This is a genomic window from Sorangium aterium (assembly GCF_028368935.1).
In the GTDB taxonomy this organism is placed as follows: Bacteria; Myxococcota_A; Polyangia; order Polyangiales; family Polyangiaceae; genus Sorangium; species Sorangium atrum.
Window position 1 is genome coordinate 1179277 of sequence record NZ_JAQNDK010000003.1, and the last position, 16231, is coordinate 1195507.

Consider the following 16231-nt stretch of genomic DNA (forward strand, 5'->3'; position numbering starts at 1 on the left):
CAAGATTACGACGTTCGGCAGCACGCCGTCAGAAAATCAGCCGGGAGGTCGATTGACGGCTTGGTGAGGGTGATTATCCCTGCCCGGAACGTCCGGTGTGCGCCTGACGTTCTCAACACGTCCAGCGCGCGGGGGTGAGGAGCACACCGTACCTGTTCTCCGCCGCTCCGCGACGACGAACAACGAGAGGTCATTCCCTCATGACGAAGCCTTCTCCGCTCAAGAAGAAGCCCGCTCCCAAGAAGCCCGCGGCCCCGCCCCAGGCGGCGGCGGCGTTCGACGAGACCCTGCCCGAGATCGAGGCGCTCAGCCCCGATCGGCTCATCGCCATCAACCTCGATATTCCCCGTGTGGTCTCCCAGGTGCTGGGCGTATTGCCCGGTCTCCTCGCGCTGCGCTCCGCCATCGCGGAGCGCCTGCCGACGCACGAGCTCGCGTCGCTCGACCGGCTCGAGACCTACGCGCTCGCGGCCTGGTACGCGCACCTCGCGTGGCTGTCGAGCGGAGGCGCCGAGAACGCGCTGAAGCCGCTGCTCGCGGAGGCGGCCCCGCTGCGCGAGAACCTGCTGAGCGACGCCGAGGCGCTGGCCCGCCGCGGCCTGCTCGACGCGGAGACGGTCGCGGAGATCCGCGCCGGACAAGGGTACATCGACACGGCCAATGACCTCGTCGCCCTCTCGGCGCTCTTCACCGCGAGCTGGTCGGAGGTCACCGGCAAGACGGCGGCGACCGAGGAAGAAGTGAGGCGCGCCGGGGAGATCGGGCCGCAGATCCTCGCGGCCCTCGGCGTGAGGGAGCACGGCAAAGGACCCGGGCCGACCGAGGCCGCGGACAGGAGGGCGCGGGCGTTCTCGCTGCTCGTCCACGCCTACGACCAGACCCGCCGCGCCGTCACGTACCTGCGCTGGGATGAAGGGGACGCCGATTCGATCGCGCCGTCCCTCTACAAGGGCCGCACTGGCCGGGCGGCGTCGTCCAGCGACACCGCCGCCGCACCGGCGGACGGGGCCCAGGCTGAGCCGACGGCGCCGGCGTCGCCCGGAGCTGCAATTCCCGCTGCGCCGAATGGCGCGGCGGCCCCCATTGTGCTGAACGGCACGACGGCACACGCGGCGCCCGGCCCTGCGCCGAGCGGCACGGCGCCCACCGGCTAGAGCTCGCCGCTCGCCTCCGCGGCGAGCGCCCTCCCAAGCACAAGAGCTGCCTGTCCAAACCACCGGCGCCGACATCGCGCGCCCGCTGCAACACGGCCCATTCGCGTCCCGCTGAGAGAGCACTCCTGAGCTCGGCCGGCATCGCGCTTTGCCCGGTGCCGGCCGGAACGATCGTGCCTTGCCGCTCTCCACGGAATTTGCTCGACTCCCGCGATGTTTCACCCCCGCGCCGCGCTCCTTCATCACACCGCCGCCCTCGGGATCGCGCTGGCCGCGCTGCTCGCGCCCCGCCAGGCCACGGCGCGCGGCGCGTCGGCCGGCGGCGGGCCAGCGCCTTCTGCGCGCCCCGCGCCGCCCTCGCTCGTCACCGAGGCCGAGCGGACCGGCTTCCGGCGCACGGGTCGTTATGCCGAGGTCGAGCGGCTATGCCGCGCCTTCGAGGAGGCCTATCCGGGCCGCGCCCGCTGCGTCCGTTTCGGTACGACGCCCGAGGGCAGGCCCATGCTCGCCATCGCCGCCTCCGACGACGGCACGCTCGACCCCGCGGCGGCGCGGGCGAAGCGGCGCCCGGTGATCCTGTTCCAGGGCGGCATCCACGCCGGCGAGATCGACGGCAAGGACGGCGGCTTCTGGGCGCTCCGCGAGCTGCTCGACGGCGCGATGGCGCCCGGCGCCCTCGCGGCGGCCACGGCGGTGTTCGTGCCGGTGTTCAACGTCGACGGCCACGAGCGGTTCCGTCGAAACCAGCGGCCCAACCAGCGCGGCCCCGAGGAGATGGGCTTCCGTGCCACCGCGCAGAACCTCAACCTGAACCGCGATACCATGAAGGCCGAGGCGCCCGAGATGCGGGCGATGCTGGCGCTCCTCGACGCCTGGGATCCGGTGGTCCAGGTCGACCTGCACACGACCGACGGCGCGAAGTTCCAGCACGACATCGCGGTGGTCGTGGAGCCCTCGGTGCCTCACCCCGGCGGGCTCGACGCCGTGGCGCGCGCCCTCTCGGGGGAGCTCCAGGCGCGCCTCTCGGCGCTCGGCCACCTGCCGCTCCCGTTCTACCCGGCCTTCCGCGAGGACGACGATCCCTCGTCGGGGATCTCCACCGAGCCGGGGCCGCCGCGCTTCTCGCAGTCCTACAGCGCTGCCCGCAACCGCATCGGCGTGCTCGTCGAGACGCACAGCTGGGCCACCCACGCCGAGCGCGTGCGCGCGGTCCACGACGTCCTCGCGGCGCTCTTCGAGCGCGTCTCCTCCGGCGCGGGCGCGCTGAAGGCCGCGGCCGAGCGCGCCGACGCCGCGAGCGCGCGCCTCGCCGGCGTCCCGTTCGCCCTCACGTACCGCGCGGGGCCGGTCTCGCGCATCTTCCCGTTCCGCGGCTTCGCTTACGAGAAGCGAGTCTCGGAGATCTCGGGCGGCACGTGGACCCGTTACGACGAGTCTCGCCCGGAGATCTGGCGCGTGCCGCTGTTCGACCGCATCCAGCCGGACCTGACGGTCACCGCGCCCGAAGCCGGCTACGTCATCCCGGCGGCGTACGCGGCCTGGGTGGCCGACAAGCTGCGCCTGCACGGCGTGCGTTACCAGATCCTCCCCGAGGCTCGCCCCGGCTTCGCCGTCGAGGCGTTCCGGGCCGACGCGGTGACGTTCGAGCAGCCCTTCGAGGGTCGGACGCGCGTGAAGCTCCAGGGCGCCTTCCGGCCGGAGCGGCAGGATCTTCCGGCCGGCTCGCTGTTCGTTCCCATCGCGCAGCCGCGGGCGCCCCTCGTCCTGCACCTCCTCGAGCCGCTCGCGCCCGACTCCCTCGTCGCCTGGGGCTTCTTCAACGCCTCCTTCGAGCGCAAGGAGTACATGGAAGCCTACGTCGCCGAGGAGGAGGCCCGCCGCATGCTCGCCGCGGATCCGGCGCTGCGCGTCGAGTTCAATGCGCGCCTGCGCGATCCTGCGTTTGCGAAGGACGCGAAGGCTCGTCTCGATTTCTTCTACAAGCGCCATCCGTCCTGGGATGAGCGCGTGAATCTCGTCCCGGTGTTCCGCGTCGCCGCGCCGCCGTGACAGGCCTCTCCTTCGTTTCGTCTGCTTCGCCTGCACTCCGGCTCTGGTCGAATGTCCGTGAGACCGACAGGCCTCACATCATTCGATGGATTCCGGCCATTCTGCGGCGCCGCGCCGGGCGAGAGTGCCCCGCTCGGGTTGCGCGGAGCGCGCCGCGATCGCATGCTCGTCACGACATGTCGGCCGGCGTGCGACAGCGGTGACGCGCGCGCGCCGGCGACGACGCACGGCGATGTGATGTCGCCTGACGGCGAAAGGGGGGGACGATGTTCCTGCGATGGGCGTTCGGCTTTTGTTCGGCGTTTTTCTTCGCTTTTCCTGCGCTGGCGCAGAATACGCGGATCGCGAACTTCACCTATGCTGGCAGCGGCTGCCCTGTCGGCTCCGCTGCGGGGGTGATCTCGCCTGATCAGAAGGCGTTGACGGTCATCTTCGACCAGTTCGAGGCGCACACAGGCCCGGGCATCGGCCGCGCCGCGAACCGCGCGTTCTGCCAGCTGGCCGTGGATCTGCGGTTCGATCCGGGGTGGCAAGTCGCGGTCTTCGACGCCACGTACCGGGGGTTCGCCGACCTGGAGGCAGGCGTCCAGGGGCTCCACGAGACATCGTATTACTTCTCGGGGTCGCCGCTCACCTCGGGGCCGCTCACGTGGAGCATGATCGGGCCGTTCACGAACAACTTCTCGCGCACGGACACCTTCACGACCTCGGTCTGGTCCGAGTGCGGCACCGTGCGGCCGCTCAACATCAAGACGAGCCTCTATGTCACGAACCGGCTTGCGCCGGCGAGCTCCGGGGTGTTGACCAACGACACGACCGACGTCCAGGTCCGCATCGAGTACGGCCTCATGTTCCGGCCCTGTCCCGGCCCCTGAGGTCGGCAGGGCGCCCGGCGAGCCTGGCGCGGCGGTGCCGCGCCGGGCTCGCTCACGCCGTCAGGCAGCCGGCCGACGACCCTTGCATCGGCACGATGGCCATGATCTCCCCGGTGTCCCCGAAGATCAGGAGCCGCGCGACGATGGCCTCCTTGCCTGTGCCGCACAGGGGCAGGAGCGCGAGCCGGACCGCTGGCCCGTTGCCCCCCTCGAACTTGAGGGCGAGCAGCTGTTTGCCGTCGCACTCCTCGAGGAGCTCCACGTCCGCCTCGATCTGGACCGGCGCCACCCGCGTGCACGCCTTGGCCTCGCCGAAGCTGTCCACCGTGCAGCGGTTGGGATCGAGCGAGATACAGACCCGAGGCGAGCCCTGTCCGCCCACCGTGGTGATCTGGATCTGATGAACCGCAATCCCCTTCTGGAGCGGGATGGGCTCCACGAGATAGCCTGTTTCCAGCCGCAGATTCTTGATTTTCATCGGACCCCCGCCTCTCGTCCGTGCGTCCCGCGATCTCCGCCCATCGCGGCGCCGCGGCGGCGCGCCTGCTTCCAGGAGAAGCACCGGTTGTGCCGGCGCGCGCGCGCGGAGCCCGCACGCGCGCCCTGCTCCACCATCGCGCTCGGCGGAGCGTCGTAAGCCGCCGCGCCGCCGCGCCGTCCGCTCGTCGAGGCTCAGACGAGCCCGAACTTGTAGGTATCAAGGAGCCTGGCGAGGAGCGCGGCGTTCGCCGGATCCACGAGGGAGCCGAGCTGGGTCACCTCGAGCTCCGCGCTGACGCGCTCGAAGAGGGCGGCGCAGATGCGGGTCGGATCGTGGCGCGCGGCGTACGCGATGCCGTCGGGTCGCCTCGGGTGGTCATGGATGGCGCGCGCCCAGCGGTTGGCGGCCCGATAGGACTCCCCCGACGTGAGGCGGGCGTCGGCCCCGAGGCGCGCGAGCCCCGCTCCCGTGAGGTTCACGAGCCGCAGCGGCCGCCGCGGCGCGATGCGCGCGAGCCCCCGCGCGGCGAGCTCGCTCTGCTCCACGAAGCGCACGCCGGTCGCGTGGCCGAACACCTCGATGAAGGCGCAGCGCGCGTCCTTGCCGGCGTACAGCACGCCGAACTCGCCTTCCGGCGCGTCGAAGCGGTTGTCACCCGAGCGACCGAAGTGCATCGGATCACGCGTGAGCCAGTGGATCCGGAACCAGCTCCTCCGGAAGATCGCGATGGGGAGCGGCGACGCCGCGAGGTCGAGGGGCGGGTCCGGATGGGCCTCGAGCGTTGTCTTCATGGCGACTCTGTTCCGCACGGACGAGCGACAGGGCGGTCGACGCGCGCGACGTCCCGCACGTGCTCCGGGCCCGCGTGTCCGGCGTTCTTTGCGCGGAGGGCATTCGCCCGGATCCCTGGCGAGCGCGACGCCCTCGTCATCGCGGCGCGTTCTCAGGCCGCGCCTTGCTCACCGAAGGTGCGCGCGGCGAGCCGCACGGGGTCCAGCTCGCCGCGGCGGAGCCAGTCGAGCGGCCGCTCGCCGTCGAGGCGGAGGTTGCCGGAGAGGAAGAAACGGATCTTCGCCAGCGGGGGGTGCTCTTCGAGGAGGGCCAGGATCTCCTCCATTCCCGGCAGCAGGCCCTCGTCCGCGAACTGCCATGCGGGGTAGAGGTGCCCGCGACCGCCGATGCTGACGGCCAGCAGCCTTCCGGCGGTGCGCTGCGCTTCGATCGCCTGCGGCGAGAGGTGCAGCCCTTCGCCGACCTCCTCGGCGGTGAGCGTGCCCCCTTCGGCCGCGAGGAGCGTGTCCCTCGCCTGCAGGCCGCGGAGGCGGGCCGGCATGAGCGGATCCGCAGCGGAAAAGAGGCCGACGGCGCTGGGCTGCCTGAGCGCCGTCACCAGGGCATCCGCGTTGCTGGGCGACGCGACCACCTCGCCAAGCTCGCTCTGATCGAGCCGCTCCGCGACCTGGGTGAGCGCGTCGATGCCGCGCGCCAGGAACGCGACCCGCAGCGGTTCACCGTCGTACTGGTGGAGTCGCTCTGCAATTTCCGCCAGCGCGCTGGAGTCCCGATCCTTAGCCATGGTCGACCCAGGGGACGATGCAGCGCGCGCGCAACGCCGTCAACCAAGCGCACGCCGCCTTTCTGCGTGATTACGACCATGCTGAACGGAACGTCAGTGAAAACCATTCCCGGTATCGCTGGTGTCGTTCTTCTTCGGTGAGCTCACCGGCTCCTGAGTTTGTCGGGGGCGTCGGGAAGAGGGTCAGAGCCCGATCTGTTTCAGCATCGCGCTGGTGATCGACTGGCGCACGCTCGTGAGCTCCGCCCATGGGTCGCGGATCGTGGCGAGGCGCTGCGGCACGGTCTCGATGGTGAACGAGGCGGGATCGAGCGGCGCGTCGAGCTCGTCCCACGCGAGCGGGGTCGCGACGGCCGCGCCGGGGCGCGCCCGCGTCGAATAGGGCGCCACCGCGGTGGCGCCGCGCCCGTTCCGCAGGTAGTCGACGAAGACCTTGCCGGTGCGCTTCGCCTTCGACATCGTCGCGGTGTACCGCGCCGGATCGAGGCGCACGAGCGCGTCGGCCACGGCCTTCGTGAACGCCTTCACCTCGTCCCAGCCCCTGCGTGGCGCTATCGGGACCACGACGTGGAGGCCTTTGCCGCCGGTCGTCTTGACGAAGCTCTGCAGGTCCAGCGACTCGAGGAGGCGCCGCGCCGTCCTCGCGGCGTCCGCCACGCGCTCCCACGGGAGATCCGGCGCTGGATCGAGGTCGAACACCATCCTGTCGGGCTGCTCGATCCGCTCCACGCGGCTCCCCCAGAGGTGCACCTCGAGCGCCCCCATCTGGACCAGCGACACGAGCCCTTCGGTGGTCTCGATATAGAGATAGGTGCGCTCGCCGTCGTCCTCCTCGACCGCCATCCGCTGGATCGCCTCGGACAGCCCCTCGGCCTCGTGCCTTTGAAAGAAGCATGGCTTGCCCTGGCCCGCGGGGCAGCGGACCAGCGTGAGCAGGCGCTTCTCGGCGTGGGGCAGCATGTGCTCGGCGATCTGTTCGTAATACCGGGCCAGAGCGAGCTTCGTGATCCCCTGCGCGGGATAGAGCACCTTGTCGGGGTTCGTCAGCGGCACCCCGGCGACATCGACCCGCTCTGCGCCGCTGCTCCGGCCCCCGCGCGCGGCCTTGCCCCCCGTCGTGCTCGCGGTCCTCCTCGGCGCCGCGCCGGCCGCTCTGGTTGGCGCCGCGTCCGCGGCTCGGTTGGGCGTCGCGCCCGCCGCCTCGCCGGGCGGTGATCGCGGCGGCGGCTGTTCGCGCTCGACGGTGACCGACTCCGGGGTGCGGTCCTCGCGGAGCCCTTCGAAGGAGGGGTGTCGCAGCCGTCCGTCGCGCGTCCACGCGGAAAAGCGGACCTCCGCGACGAGCCTGGGCTCGACCCAGCGCGCGCCCCGCATGCGCGGCGCCCCTGAACACGCCGGCGTGGAGCGTACGATCGACTCGAGGCGGCTGCGCAGGGTCGTCAGGGTCTTGCTCGTGAAGCCCGTACCGACCTTGCCGGCGTAGGAGAGCTTGCCTGATCTGTTCACGCCGACGAGGATCGCCCCCAGCCCTTTCCGGGCGCCGGACGGCTCGGTGAAGCCGACGATCACGAACTCCTGGCGCCGGCCGCACTTCACCTTGAGCCAGCTGTCGCCGCGCCCGCTCCGGTAGGGAGCCTCCGGGCGCTTCGCGATGACGCCCTCGATCCCGAGCTCGCACGCGTGCCGGACGACGGCCGAGCCGTCCTCCGCGACGTGCTCTGTGTAGCGGAGCGTCCCTTCCTCGGGCGCTTCTGCGAGCAGCGCCTTGAGCGCCCGCTTGCGGGTGAGCTGTGTACACCCGCGGAGATCGCGGCCGTCGAGGTAGAGCAGGTCGAAGGCGAAGTACATCAGGCGCCCTTCGCGGCTGCCATTCCCGTCGCTGAGCGCGTTCTGGAGGGCCTGGAAGTCGGTCACGCCGTCCGGCCTCACAACGACCATCTCGCCGTCCAGCACGGCCTCCCGCGCAGGCAGCTGGGCGACGTCGTCGCGCACGCCCGCGAACCGCTCGGTCCAGTCCTGGCCGCGGCGGGTCAGGAGCGTCACGCGACCCACGCTGAGCTTCGCGAGCATGCGATAGCCATCGAGCTTGACCTCGTAGAGCCACCCCTCGCCGGGGGGTGGCTCGGTGACGAGCGTCGCGAGCTGCGGCTCGATCTCTCCCGGGAACGGCCCTTTCCGGGCGCCCTCGAGCGCATCCGCGTAGGTCAGCGCCGGGCGCGGGATCGCCGCGGTCGTGTCCGCCTCTCCCGTCGCCGCGGACGTGCGCCGGCTGTCCACGTCGGCCGCCGCTCCGCCGCGTTTGCGGCGGGCGGTGAGGGTTGCTGTTCGCACCGCTTGAGTCCGCCGCGCGGTGCCCTGCGCTTTCCTTTGTCCGGCTATCATGATGCCACCGTCTCTTTTGATGGAAAAAGCAATTCCGATACCGCAATGGCATCTTCGTCTGCCGGTGATTTCCCGCTCCCAGGCCGTGGCGCAGCCGGCTGAGCTCGGCACGCGCGCCCCAGCCTGCGGCGATCTGCCACGCACGCATCCTCACCCCTGGCGCGCCAACCGCAGCTCTGCGCAGCGGAAGCTCCTCGGATCCCGGGTGCACAGGCTCCCGCGCAACATCCGAGTTTCCACGCCTGCCACGGCGTCTGAAATGAACAGGTGCGCAGGACCGCAGCAGTGGCTTTAGATCAAGGAAGGACGGACTCGAGGAAATCGGCGATAGAACGCGCGCGGCGACGATGGTGCTACGCGTTATCGCCGCTGTGATCGTTGGATGGTCGTTCCGGACAGCGTGGACGGGTCAAGCGCTGCCGTAAGGGGCGAGCGACAGGGGTACGCCCGGTGCCTGACCGAGCTACTGCAGTGCCTCGGAGAGGCTCGTCGCGGTGATGGCCTGGTCATGCCACCGCTCCAGGGTCGCCAGCTCGACGCACGCCTCGATGCGAGCGTCGTCCAACGGGCTCAGCGCGAGCTGCCGGCGAGCGAGCACACGTCGCAGGGCGGCCCGGGCCTCGGCCAGACGTCCCTTGCCGACGCCCCTCTCGATGCCCTTCTCGATGAGCCGCTCCTGGACCTGCGGGCTCGCTTCGAGAAGCACCTCGAGGATGCGCTGCCGCCGGGCCTCCACCTCCGGGTCCTCGGCCTTGCCGAACCTCCACAGGAGCTCCTCTCGGGTCGTCGCTGACATCGCCAGGTACTCTAGCATGGCCAGCACCCACTCGATGGGCCGACGTCCGGCTACCCACCGGCCGAACTCGTCGAGGGCTCGCCCGGAACGGGCGACCAGGAAAGCTATCAGCTCGTCACGGAGGGGGAGTTCGTTCGCTGCGACCCACAGCACCCAGTGCCCGAGCGGCTCCACGCGGTAGCAGCCGGGCGCGAACCGCGTGGGCGCGTACACCCGTTGCAGCCACTCCGGCACGTGCGGAGCGACCAGCCAGAGCGGCTCGTGGCCCACCCAGGGCGGCGCCTCCTCCTCCTGCTCGACCCGCTGCAACTGCCTCGCCTGCCGCCGCAAGAGGGCCCGCTCTATCGCCTTCCGGTCCACGTGATCCCCGGCGAGCTTCAGCTCGACCATCACCTCCTCGTGGCCACGCGCCTCCGGCCAAGGCGCTGTCAGCTCCACCAGCAGAGCCGGGCGGTGGATCAGGAGCAGGCCATCGCACTGCACCTTCTCGAGCCGGATCTCCGGAGGGTCCTGCCAGGTGATGGCGCCTCCAGTGAGGCGCTCCGTCTCTTCGGCGAACGTTCGTTTGGCGAACAGGTCCGGTTGACCCATCGCGCAGCGCGGTAGCAGAGGACGATCGCTGGAGCCAGGGCCAATCGCAGATCAAACAGATCCGGTCGCCGCCTTTCTCACCAGCACTCGTAATCTATATGCCCATGGCCGCCCCGTGACGAATTCTCAAATGAAGACGCCCCGGTCTCCGTAATATGCGTCTCCGTACCGACAGCTCGCGCGCCCCCGATACGCCACTCCTCACTGCGCGGGCGGCTCGCTCCAGTAACGCACCAGATCAGGCAGGGCGGTCTCCGCCATGCGGGTGAGGTGCCTCACGTGATCTGGCTTCTGGGTGCCCGGATAGCCGCGGACGTGGAGCGCGCCCCTGTGCGCCTCGGACAGGGGGGCGAACCGGAGCTTCGCCTCGCTCGCCTCCCCGGTCAGGTCGTAGATCGCCTGCTCGTCCGCGCCCGGGCCCGGGGTGCGCTGCGCGCCCGTGAGCTTGAGGAGAGCGTCCGTGCTCTCGTGGGTGCCGGCGTAATCGCCGTTCGGGGTGATCTCCGAATGGGTGATCGACATCAGCTTCTTGCCCTCGGCCGCCAGCTCGGCGAAGCGGCTGAACGGCTTGAGGCGCTCCATGTCCAGGCTGTGGTCGAGCGGCATGTAGCCGGTGTGAATGCCATCCAGGAGAAGCACGGCGTCCACCTTGTCGATGAACCCCGGCTGGTTCAGGAGCCCGCGAACCGCGGCGTACCCGGCGCTGAACGCCGAGAGCGCGACGCGCCGGAGCCGGGCGCCGCGCAGCCCGCGCGCCTCGAGCGCCACCTGCGCCTTCGCCATCAACGCCGGCAGATAGGAGCGGATCGAGAACTGGGTCTCGTACGCCCCGGAGCTGATACCCAGATTGATGATCATCACAACCGCGTTGACCCGGGCGCGATCGAACCCCGCCTGCACAACGTCGTTGACCCCGTGGAAGTGGATCACCAGATCGTACGCCCCATCCGCCGAGGCGAAAGACGCGGGGATGGTGATGATCCCGTCGGGGATGGGGATCACCGCCGTTCGATCGAGCGTCGCGTCGGCGCGATCGGCGGCAGCGAGGGCCGGCGCCGCCGTCGCTGGCGTCGCCTGGACCGGCGCGGCCGCTTCGGCTTTCGCCTCGACCCGCGCCGCCACCCCCGTCGATCGCAGGACGGCCGCGGCGGCCGCTGCAGGCTGGAGCGCCGAGCCCGCGCGGAGATCGAAGCCCGCCGCGCCGAGCTGCATCGAGACGAGCGCGCCCACCACCGCCGCGAAGCCCAGACCGGCACCCGCGCTCAAGGCGATCAGGCGCGACGTGGAACGCCGCGTCGGAGATGCCATGACCGGAGCCGGCGATTCGAACGGCATCGCCATGCCCCCAATCGACGCCGGCGGACGACGGAAAATTAAAGTAGGCTCGTCATCGTCATGCGGCAGTTGGACCTCCGCGCAAGGGGGCTCAGCGGGGAACATGTCAGCGATGATGCGAGGCCTATGCCACTCATGGCAAGAGCTAAAATTCTACATAATAGGTTCGCATGCGCATGCGTCAAGGAAGTGGACCTGGTCCGACGTAGTCCCACGGTGGTGGTTCATCGGTTATCCAGGGGTTACCCAGGGAAGCACCTTGCTCACGCACGCAGCCCCATCGTTCGGCGATTCTTGAACGCTCGTGAGCACCTGTGAGCCGTCCGTGCTCCAACGTGGCACGGCGTGGTACGACGTGAATTATCAAGCGCCAGCAGATCAAGAATGACGCACTCCGGCAAAATCTCTCATGAATTGGCCGCCATCACCGCCACCTTGGTCGCGCTGCGTCATCGCCTGTGCCTCATGGGAACTCGGGACACCCGAGCGCCGGCGCGGTGGGGTCGAGGCCGTGCCGAAGCAGGCCAGTCCGCCCTCCGAGGATGATCTGGATGGCTCCCGCGCTTCGCGCGGAGCGCGTAATCGACTTCGCGCCATCCACCGCACGATCGCTCATGGCCGGACTGACCTCCATGCGCCGGGGTGTCTCGCCGGTCCCTGCACGTCGACCGTTGCACGTCCAACGGTTCAACGAGAGCGCGCGCTGAGCGTGGCGCGCGCCCGCCGGGCGAGCTGGCGCGACAGGTGCCGCCCGACGTCAGCGACGGACGGACGCTGCGCTGCGCTCTGGAAATACGGCGCGACCGAGGCGCGGCGCACGTGGTCCTTGACAACACGGGGCGCCTCTGGATCTCCTCTTTCCCTCCCCACTCACCCGCACGGGCCCCCATGACCAGCTTCCCCCGCGTCTACGACGACAATACCCAGAGCATCGGCCGCACGCCGCTCGTGCGCATCCGCCGCGTGATCGACGGCCCGCGCGCGACGGTGCTGGCCAAGATCGAGGGGCGCAACCCGGCGTACTCGGTCAAGTGCCGCATCGGCGCGGCCATGGTCTGGGACGCCGAGCAGCGGGGCGTGCTCGGCCCAGGCAAGGCGATCGTCGAGGCGACCAGCGGCAACACCGGCATCGCGCTGGCCTTCGCCGCCGCCTCGAGGGGGATCGAGTGCGTGCTCAGCATGCCCGAGACGATGAGCATGGAGCGGCGCAAGGTGCTGGTCGCCCTCGGGGCCAAGCTGCTGCTGACGCCGGGCCCCAAGGGGATGAACGGCGCCATCGCCAAGGCCGAGGAGCTGGCCGCCTCCGACCCCGGCCGGTACGTGCTGATGCGGCAGTTCGAGAACCCGGCGAACCCCGCGATCCACGAGACCACCACCGGCCCCGAGATCTGGGACGACACCGGCGGCAACGTCGACGTCCTCGTCTCGGGCGTGGGCACCGGCGGCACGATCACCGGCGTCAGCCGCTACTTCGAGCGCGGCCGCGGCCGCGCCCTCCACTCCGTCGCCGTCGAGCCGGTCCACTCGCCGGTCATCACGCAGACGCTCGCCGGCCAGCCGCTCACCCCGTCCCCGCACAAGATCCAGGGCATCGGCGCCGGCTTCGTCCCCAAGAACCTCGACCTCTCCTTCGTGGACCAGGTCGAGACGGTCTCGAACGACGAGTCCATCGCCATGTCCCGGCGCCTCGCGTCCGAGGAGGGCATCCTCTGCGGCGTCTCCTGCGGCGCGGCCATGGTCGCGGCGGGCCGGCTCGCGAAGGATCCCAAGTGGGAAGGAAAGACCATCGTGGTCATCCTCCCGGACGCCGGAGAGCGGTACCTCTCGGGGCCGCTCTTCGAAGGCATGTTCTCCGAGGTCGAGGCCATGAAGGCCTCGTGAGGTCGACGTGAGCAAGAAATGTGATGCTGCCCCCTCCGAGGCGCCGGCCGACCTGCACGGCATCGTCGACGCGCTGATCGCGAGCTACCGGGAGGATGCGCGCGGGCATCACATCAACAAGCGCTTCACCCCGTCCCGCCAGGAGATCACCGAGATCATCGATCTCCTGCTCCAGATCTTCTACCCGGGCTATCACGGGCGGCAGGACCTGTCGGACGAGGACCTGCTCTACCACGTGGGCACCCTGGTCTCGACGGTGCGGGACAAGCTGGAGCGGCAGATCGAGCGCTGTCTGTGCTTTCAGGACGAGACCGTCGACGCGGGCCGCCTCGACGTCCCGAGGTGCCGGCAGCGGGGGCGCGACGTGGCGCGGATGTTCATCGCCCGGCTGCCGGAGGTCCGGCGGCGCCTCCTGGTCGACGTGCAGGCGGCCTACGACGGCGATCCGGCGGCGGCCTCGATGGACGAGATCATCCTGGCCTATCCAGGCCTCCTCGCCGTGACGGTGCACCGGGTCGCGCACGAGCTGTACCTGCTCGGCGTGCCGCTCATGCCCCGGATCATGAGCGAGTGGGCGCACACGAGGACGGGCGCCGACATCCATCCAGGCGCCAACATCGGTGACAGCTTCTTCATCGATCATGCCACCGGCGTCGTGATCGGCGAGACGACCGACATCGGTGAGCACGTCAAGCTCTACCAGGGCGTGACGCTCGGCGCCCTCTCCTTGCCCCAGCACTCGCGGGGCGCGCGCGGCCTGAAGCGCCACCCCACGGTCGAGGACAACGTCACCATCTACGCGAACGCCACGGTCCTCGGCGGCAAGACGGTGCTGGGGCAGGGGAGCGTGGTCGGCGGCTCGGTGTTCCTCACGAAGAGCGTCGCCGGCGGCCAGCGCGTCGCGATCGAGGCCCCGAGGCTGCGCGTCGCGTCGCCGCCCCATGGCACGCCCGCCGTCGGCGGCTCCGAGCTCGACAGCATCCTCGACTTCGACATCTAGAGCGACGGTCACCCGCTTCGGATACGGGCCCACCTCGACGTTTTCGGTGCTCAGCGCACTGGAGTGCGCTTGCGCGCCGAAAACGCCGATCTGGGCCCGTCTCCTGTGCGGGAGACCGCCGCTCTGCTCTGCATGGTGCAGTGGTGGACGGAAACCGCTGTAGAGGCCGGGCGCCTCTCATCGATCGGAGTGGCCGAGAGGGCGCTCGGGGGCGACGCGGTCGCGGATCGCCTGCTTGAGCTCCTTGGGCTCGGGGAAGCGCCCTTCGACGGCGCGCGAGAAGAGCGGCGCGCCGTCGAGCGTGACATCGAAGGTGCCGCTCGCGCCCGGCGACAGGAGCACGTCGATCTCGTCAGGGAAGGTGATCAGCAGCTCCTGAGCGAGCCAGGCCGCGCGCGTGAGCCAGCGGCACTTGGGGCAATACCGGATCGCGACGAGCGGCCGTTGCGGGGCGGGGGCGGTGTCCATCGCAGGATCGTAGCGCGAGCGCGCGGCGCGCGGGCAGGCTCAGACGAGGAACGCCCTGGCGAGCCCAAGGAAGATGAAGAAGCCCATGCAGTCCGTGGTGAACGTGAGCAGGACGCTCGACCCCTGCGCCGGATCGCGGCCCAGGCGCTGGAGCACGAGCGGCACCGCGCACCCGACCATCGCCGCCACCACGAGGTTCAGCAGGATGGCCGCCGCCATCACCAGGCCGAGCGGGACGCTTCCGTAGAGGGCGGCGGCGGCGAGCCCCACGACCGTGCCCCAGACCGCGCCGTTCATCAGGCCGACGAAGAGCTCTTTCTTCAGGAGGTGCCCCGTGTTCGCCCGCGTGAGCCGGTCGAGCGCGAGGCCGCGGATCACGAGCGCCACCGTCTGATTGCCCGTGTTGCCGCCGACGCTCGCCACGATGGGCATCAGCGCCGCCAGCGCCACGAGATCCTGAATGGTGCTCTCGAAGAGGCCGATGACCCGCGAGGCCAGGAATGCCGTGAGCAGGTTGACGAAGAGCCAGAGCCAGCGGTTCTTCGCGCTCGTCCACGCGGGCGCGAAATAGTCCTCCTCTCCCGCGAGGCCCGCGCGCAAGAGCGCCTCGCTCTGGGCTTGCCGCCGCAGGAAGTCCATCACCACATCCACCGTCAGCCGGCCGACGAGCTTGCCGCGCTCGTCCACCACTGGCGCGGCGATGAGGTCGTAACGCTCGAACGCCCTGGCCGCGTCGCTCGCGCGCTCCTGGGGCGTGAAGCTCACCACGTCCGTGGACATGACCGCGCTCACCTGCGCGCTCGGCTCGCGGAGCAGCAGGTCCTTGAGCGAGAGCGCGCCGCGGAGCACGTTGCGCGCGTCGACGACGAACAGCGCCTCGGTGTGCGGCGGCAGCTCGCCCCGCCGGCGCACGTCCTCCAGCGCGCCGCCGAGGTCGCGGCCGTCGCGCACCGAGACGAACTCCGGGCTCATCAGGTGGCCCACCGAGCCGTCCGGGTACGCGATCGTCGACTGGAAGAGCGACTGCTCGCGCGCGTCGAGCGACTGGTACACCTCCGCCACGATCTCCGGATCGACCGAGTCGCTGATGTACGCGAGATCGTCCGGATCGAGCTGGCCGAGCAGCGCGACGAGGCGAGGGCGCTCCGTCTCCGCGACGAGCCAGTCGCGGACCGACCGCGAGGACTCGAGCAGGACCTGTGCGGCGTGGTAGGGCTCGAGCTCAGCCCACACCACAAGGCGGTCCGCCTGCGGGAGCACCTCGATGATGTGGGCGAGGTCTGCCGGGTGCAGATCCCTGAGCTTCCTCTGCAGCAGGGCGAGATTTTGCCGATGGACCAGCGCCTCGACGAGCTCTTTGTTCTTGCTCTCCTGCTTGTGCGTCAGCGCCTCGATGACGCGTTGCTTTTCGAGCAGGGTAGTCAGCAGGTTCAGGCTCTCTTGCAGTCTCTCCTGGGACCTGAACGTGCTCATGGAGGCTCCGGGCGCGGGGGCGCGCCGAGCATAGCCCGGGTCCGCGCGGCCGGGCGTATGCCGCGTGCGGTCGCGCTCGCCGTATTGACCAGACCCCATGGCTCATGGTTCTGTCGGCCCGATGAAGCGCGCGTTCGATTTGTGCGTGGTTGGGCTCTCGCTCGGAGCGA

The 16231-nt window shown here is 70.2% G+C and carries 13 protein-coding genes; 5 read left to right on the plus strand and 8 right to left on the minus strand.

The genetic code is table 11. From position 1 onward, the window contains the following. The first annotated feature begins 200 nt into the window (after positions 1–200). From POL72_RS28675 to POL72_RS28685, 3 genes are all read left to right on the plus strand, one after another. Positions 201–1154, plus strand: coding sequence for a hypothetical protein (locus POL72_RS28675; protein ID WP_272099073.1), 954 nt, complete (start codon positions 201–203; stop codon positions 1152–1154). A 213-nt stretch (positions 1155–1367) separates the two neighbouring features. Then, the gene (locus POL72_RS28680; protein WP_272099075.1) at positions 1368–3203 is read left to right on the plus strand and encodes a M14 family zinc carboxypeptidase; all 1836 of its coding nucleotides are present in this window, start codon (positions 1368–1370) and stop codon (positions 3201–3203) included. A 266-nt stretch (positions 3204–3469) separates the two neighbouring features. After that, positions 3470–4078, plus strand: coding sequence for a DUF4360 domain-containing protein (locus POL72_RS28685; RefSeq protein ID WP_272099077.1), 609 nt, complete (start codon positions 3470–3472; stop codon positions 4076–4078). Positions 4079–4130: 52 nt separating this feature from the next. Here POL72_RS28685 and POL72_RS28690 read toward each other — a convergent pair whose 3' ends face one another. The 6 genes from POL72_RS28690 to POL72_RS28715 all read right to left on the minus strand — a co-directional run bounded on the left by POL72_RS28690 (position 4131) and on the right by POL72_RS28715 (position 11344). Continuing rightward, positions 4131–4556 carry a hypothetical protein gene (locus POL72_RS28690; protein ID WP_272099079.1) on the minus strand — a complete coding sequence of 142 codons (426 nt, stop codon included), beginning with the start codon at positions 4554–4556 and terminating at the stop codon, positions 4131–4133. Positions 4557–4750: 194 nt separating this feature from the next. After that, the gene (locus POL72_RS28695) at positions 4751–5350 is read right to left on the minus strand and encodes an RES family NAD+ phosphorylase (protein ID WP_272099081.1); all 600 of its coding nucleotides are present in this window, start codon (positions 5348–5350) and stop codon (positions 4751–4753) included. Between the two features lie 152 nt (positions 5351–5502). After that, positions 5503–6135 carry a hypothetical protein gene (locus POL72_RS28700; RefSeq protein ID WP_272099083.1) on the minus strand — a complete coding sequence of 211 codons (633 nt, stop codon included), beginning with the start codon at positions 6133–6135 and terminating at the stop codon, positions 5503–5505. Between the two features lie 183 nt (positions 6136–6318). Further along, entirely contained in the window at positions 6319–8466 is a 2148-nt protein-coding gene (gene ligD / locus POL72_RS28705) for a DNA ligase D (RefSeq protein ID WP_272099085.1), read from the minus strand. 514 nt (positions 8467–8980) lie between these two features. After that, complete coding sequence (locus POL72_RS28710) at positions 8981–9904, minus strand: hypothetical protein (protein ID WP_272099087.1); 924 nt, start codon at positions 9902–9904, stop codon at positions 8981–8983. A 201-nt stretch (positions 9905–10105) separates the two neighbouring features. Beyond that, on the minus strand, positions 10106–11344 hold the full coding sequence (locus POL72_RS28715; RefSeq protein ID WP_272099089.1) for a hypothetical protein: 1239 nt from the start codon (positions 11342–11344) through the stop codon (positions 10106–10108). A gap of 783 nt (positions 11345–12127) precedes the next feature. On the opposite strand from POL72_RS28715, the gene cysK reads away from it, so the two are divergent. After that, positions 12128–13120: a cysteine synthase A gene (gene cysK / locus POL72_RS28720; RefSeq protein WP_272099091.1), complete on the plus strand. Its 993-nt coding sequence runs from the start codon at positions 12128–12130 to the stop codon at positions 13118–13120. Between the two features lie 7 nt (positions 13121–13127). Continuing rightward, positions 13128–14120, plus strand: coding sequence for a serine O-acetyltransferase (locus tag POL72_RS28725; protein ID WP_272099093.1), 993 nt, complete (start codon positions 13128–13130; stop codon positions 14118–14120). Positions 14121–14297: 177 nt separating this feature from the next. Here POL72_RS28725 and POL72_RS28730 read toward each other — a convergent pair whose 3' ends face one another. Together POL72_RS28730 and mgtE are read right to left on the minus strand one after the other, a co-directional pair. After that, entirely contained in the window at positions 14298–14588 is a 291-nt protein-coding gene (locus POL72_RS28730) for an Rdx family protein (protein WP_272099094.1), read from the minus strand. Positions 14589–14627: 39 nt separating this feature from the next. Next, on the minus strand, positions 14628–16061 hold the full coding sequence (gene mgtE, locus POL72_RS28735) for a magnesium transporter (protein ID WP_272099096.1): 1434 nt from the start codon (positions 16059–16061) through the stop codon (positions 14628–14630). Positions 16062–16231 lie beyond the last annotated feature (170 nt).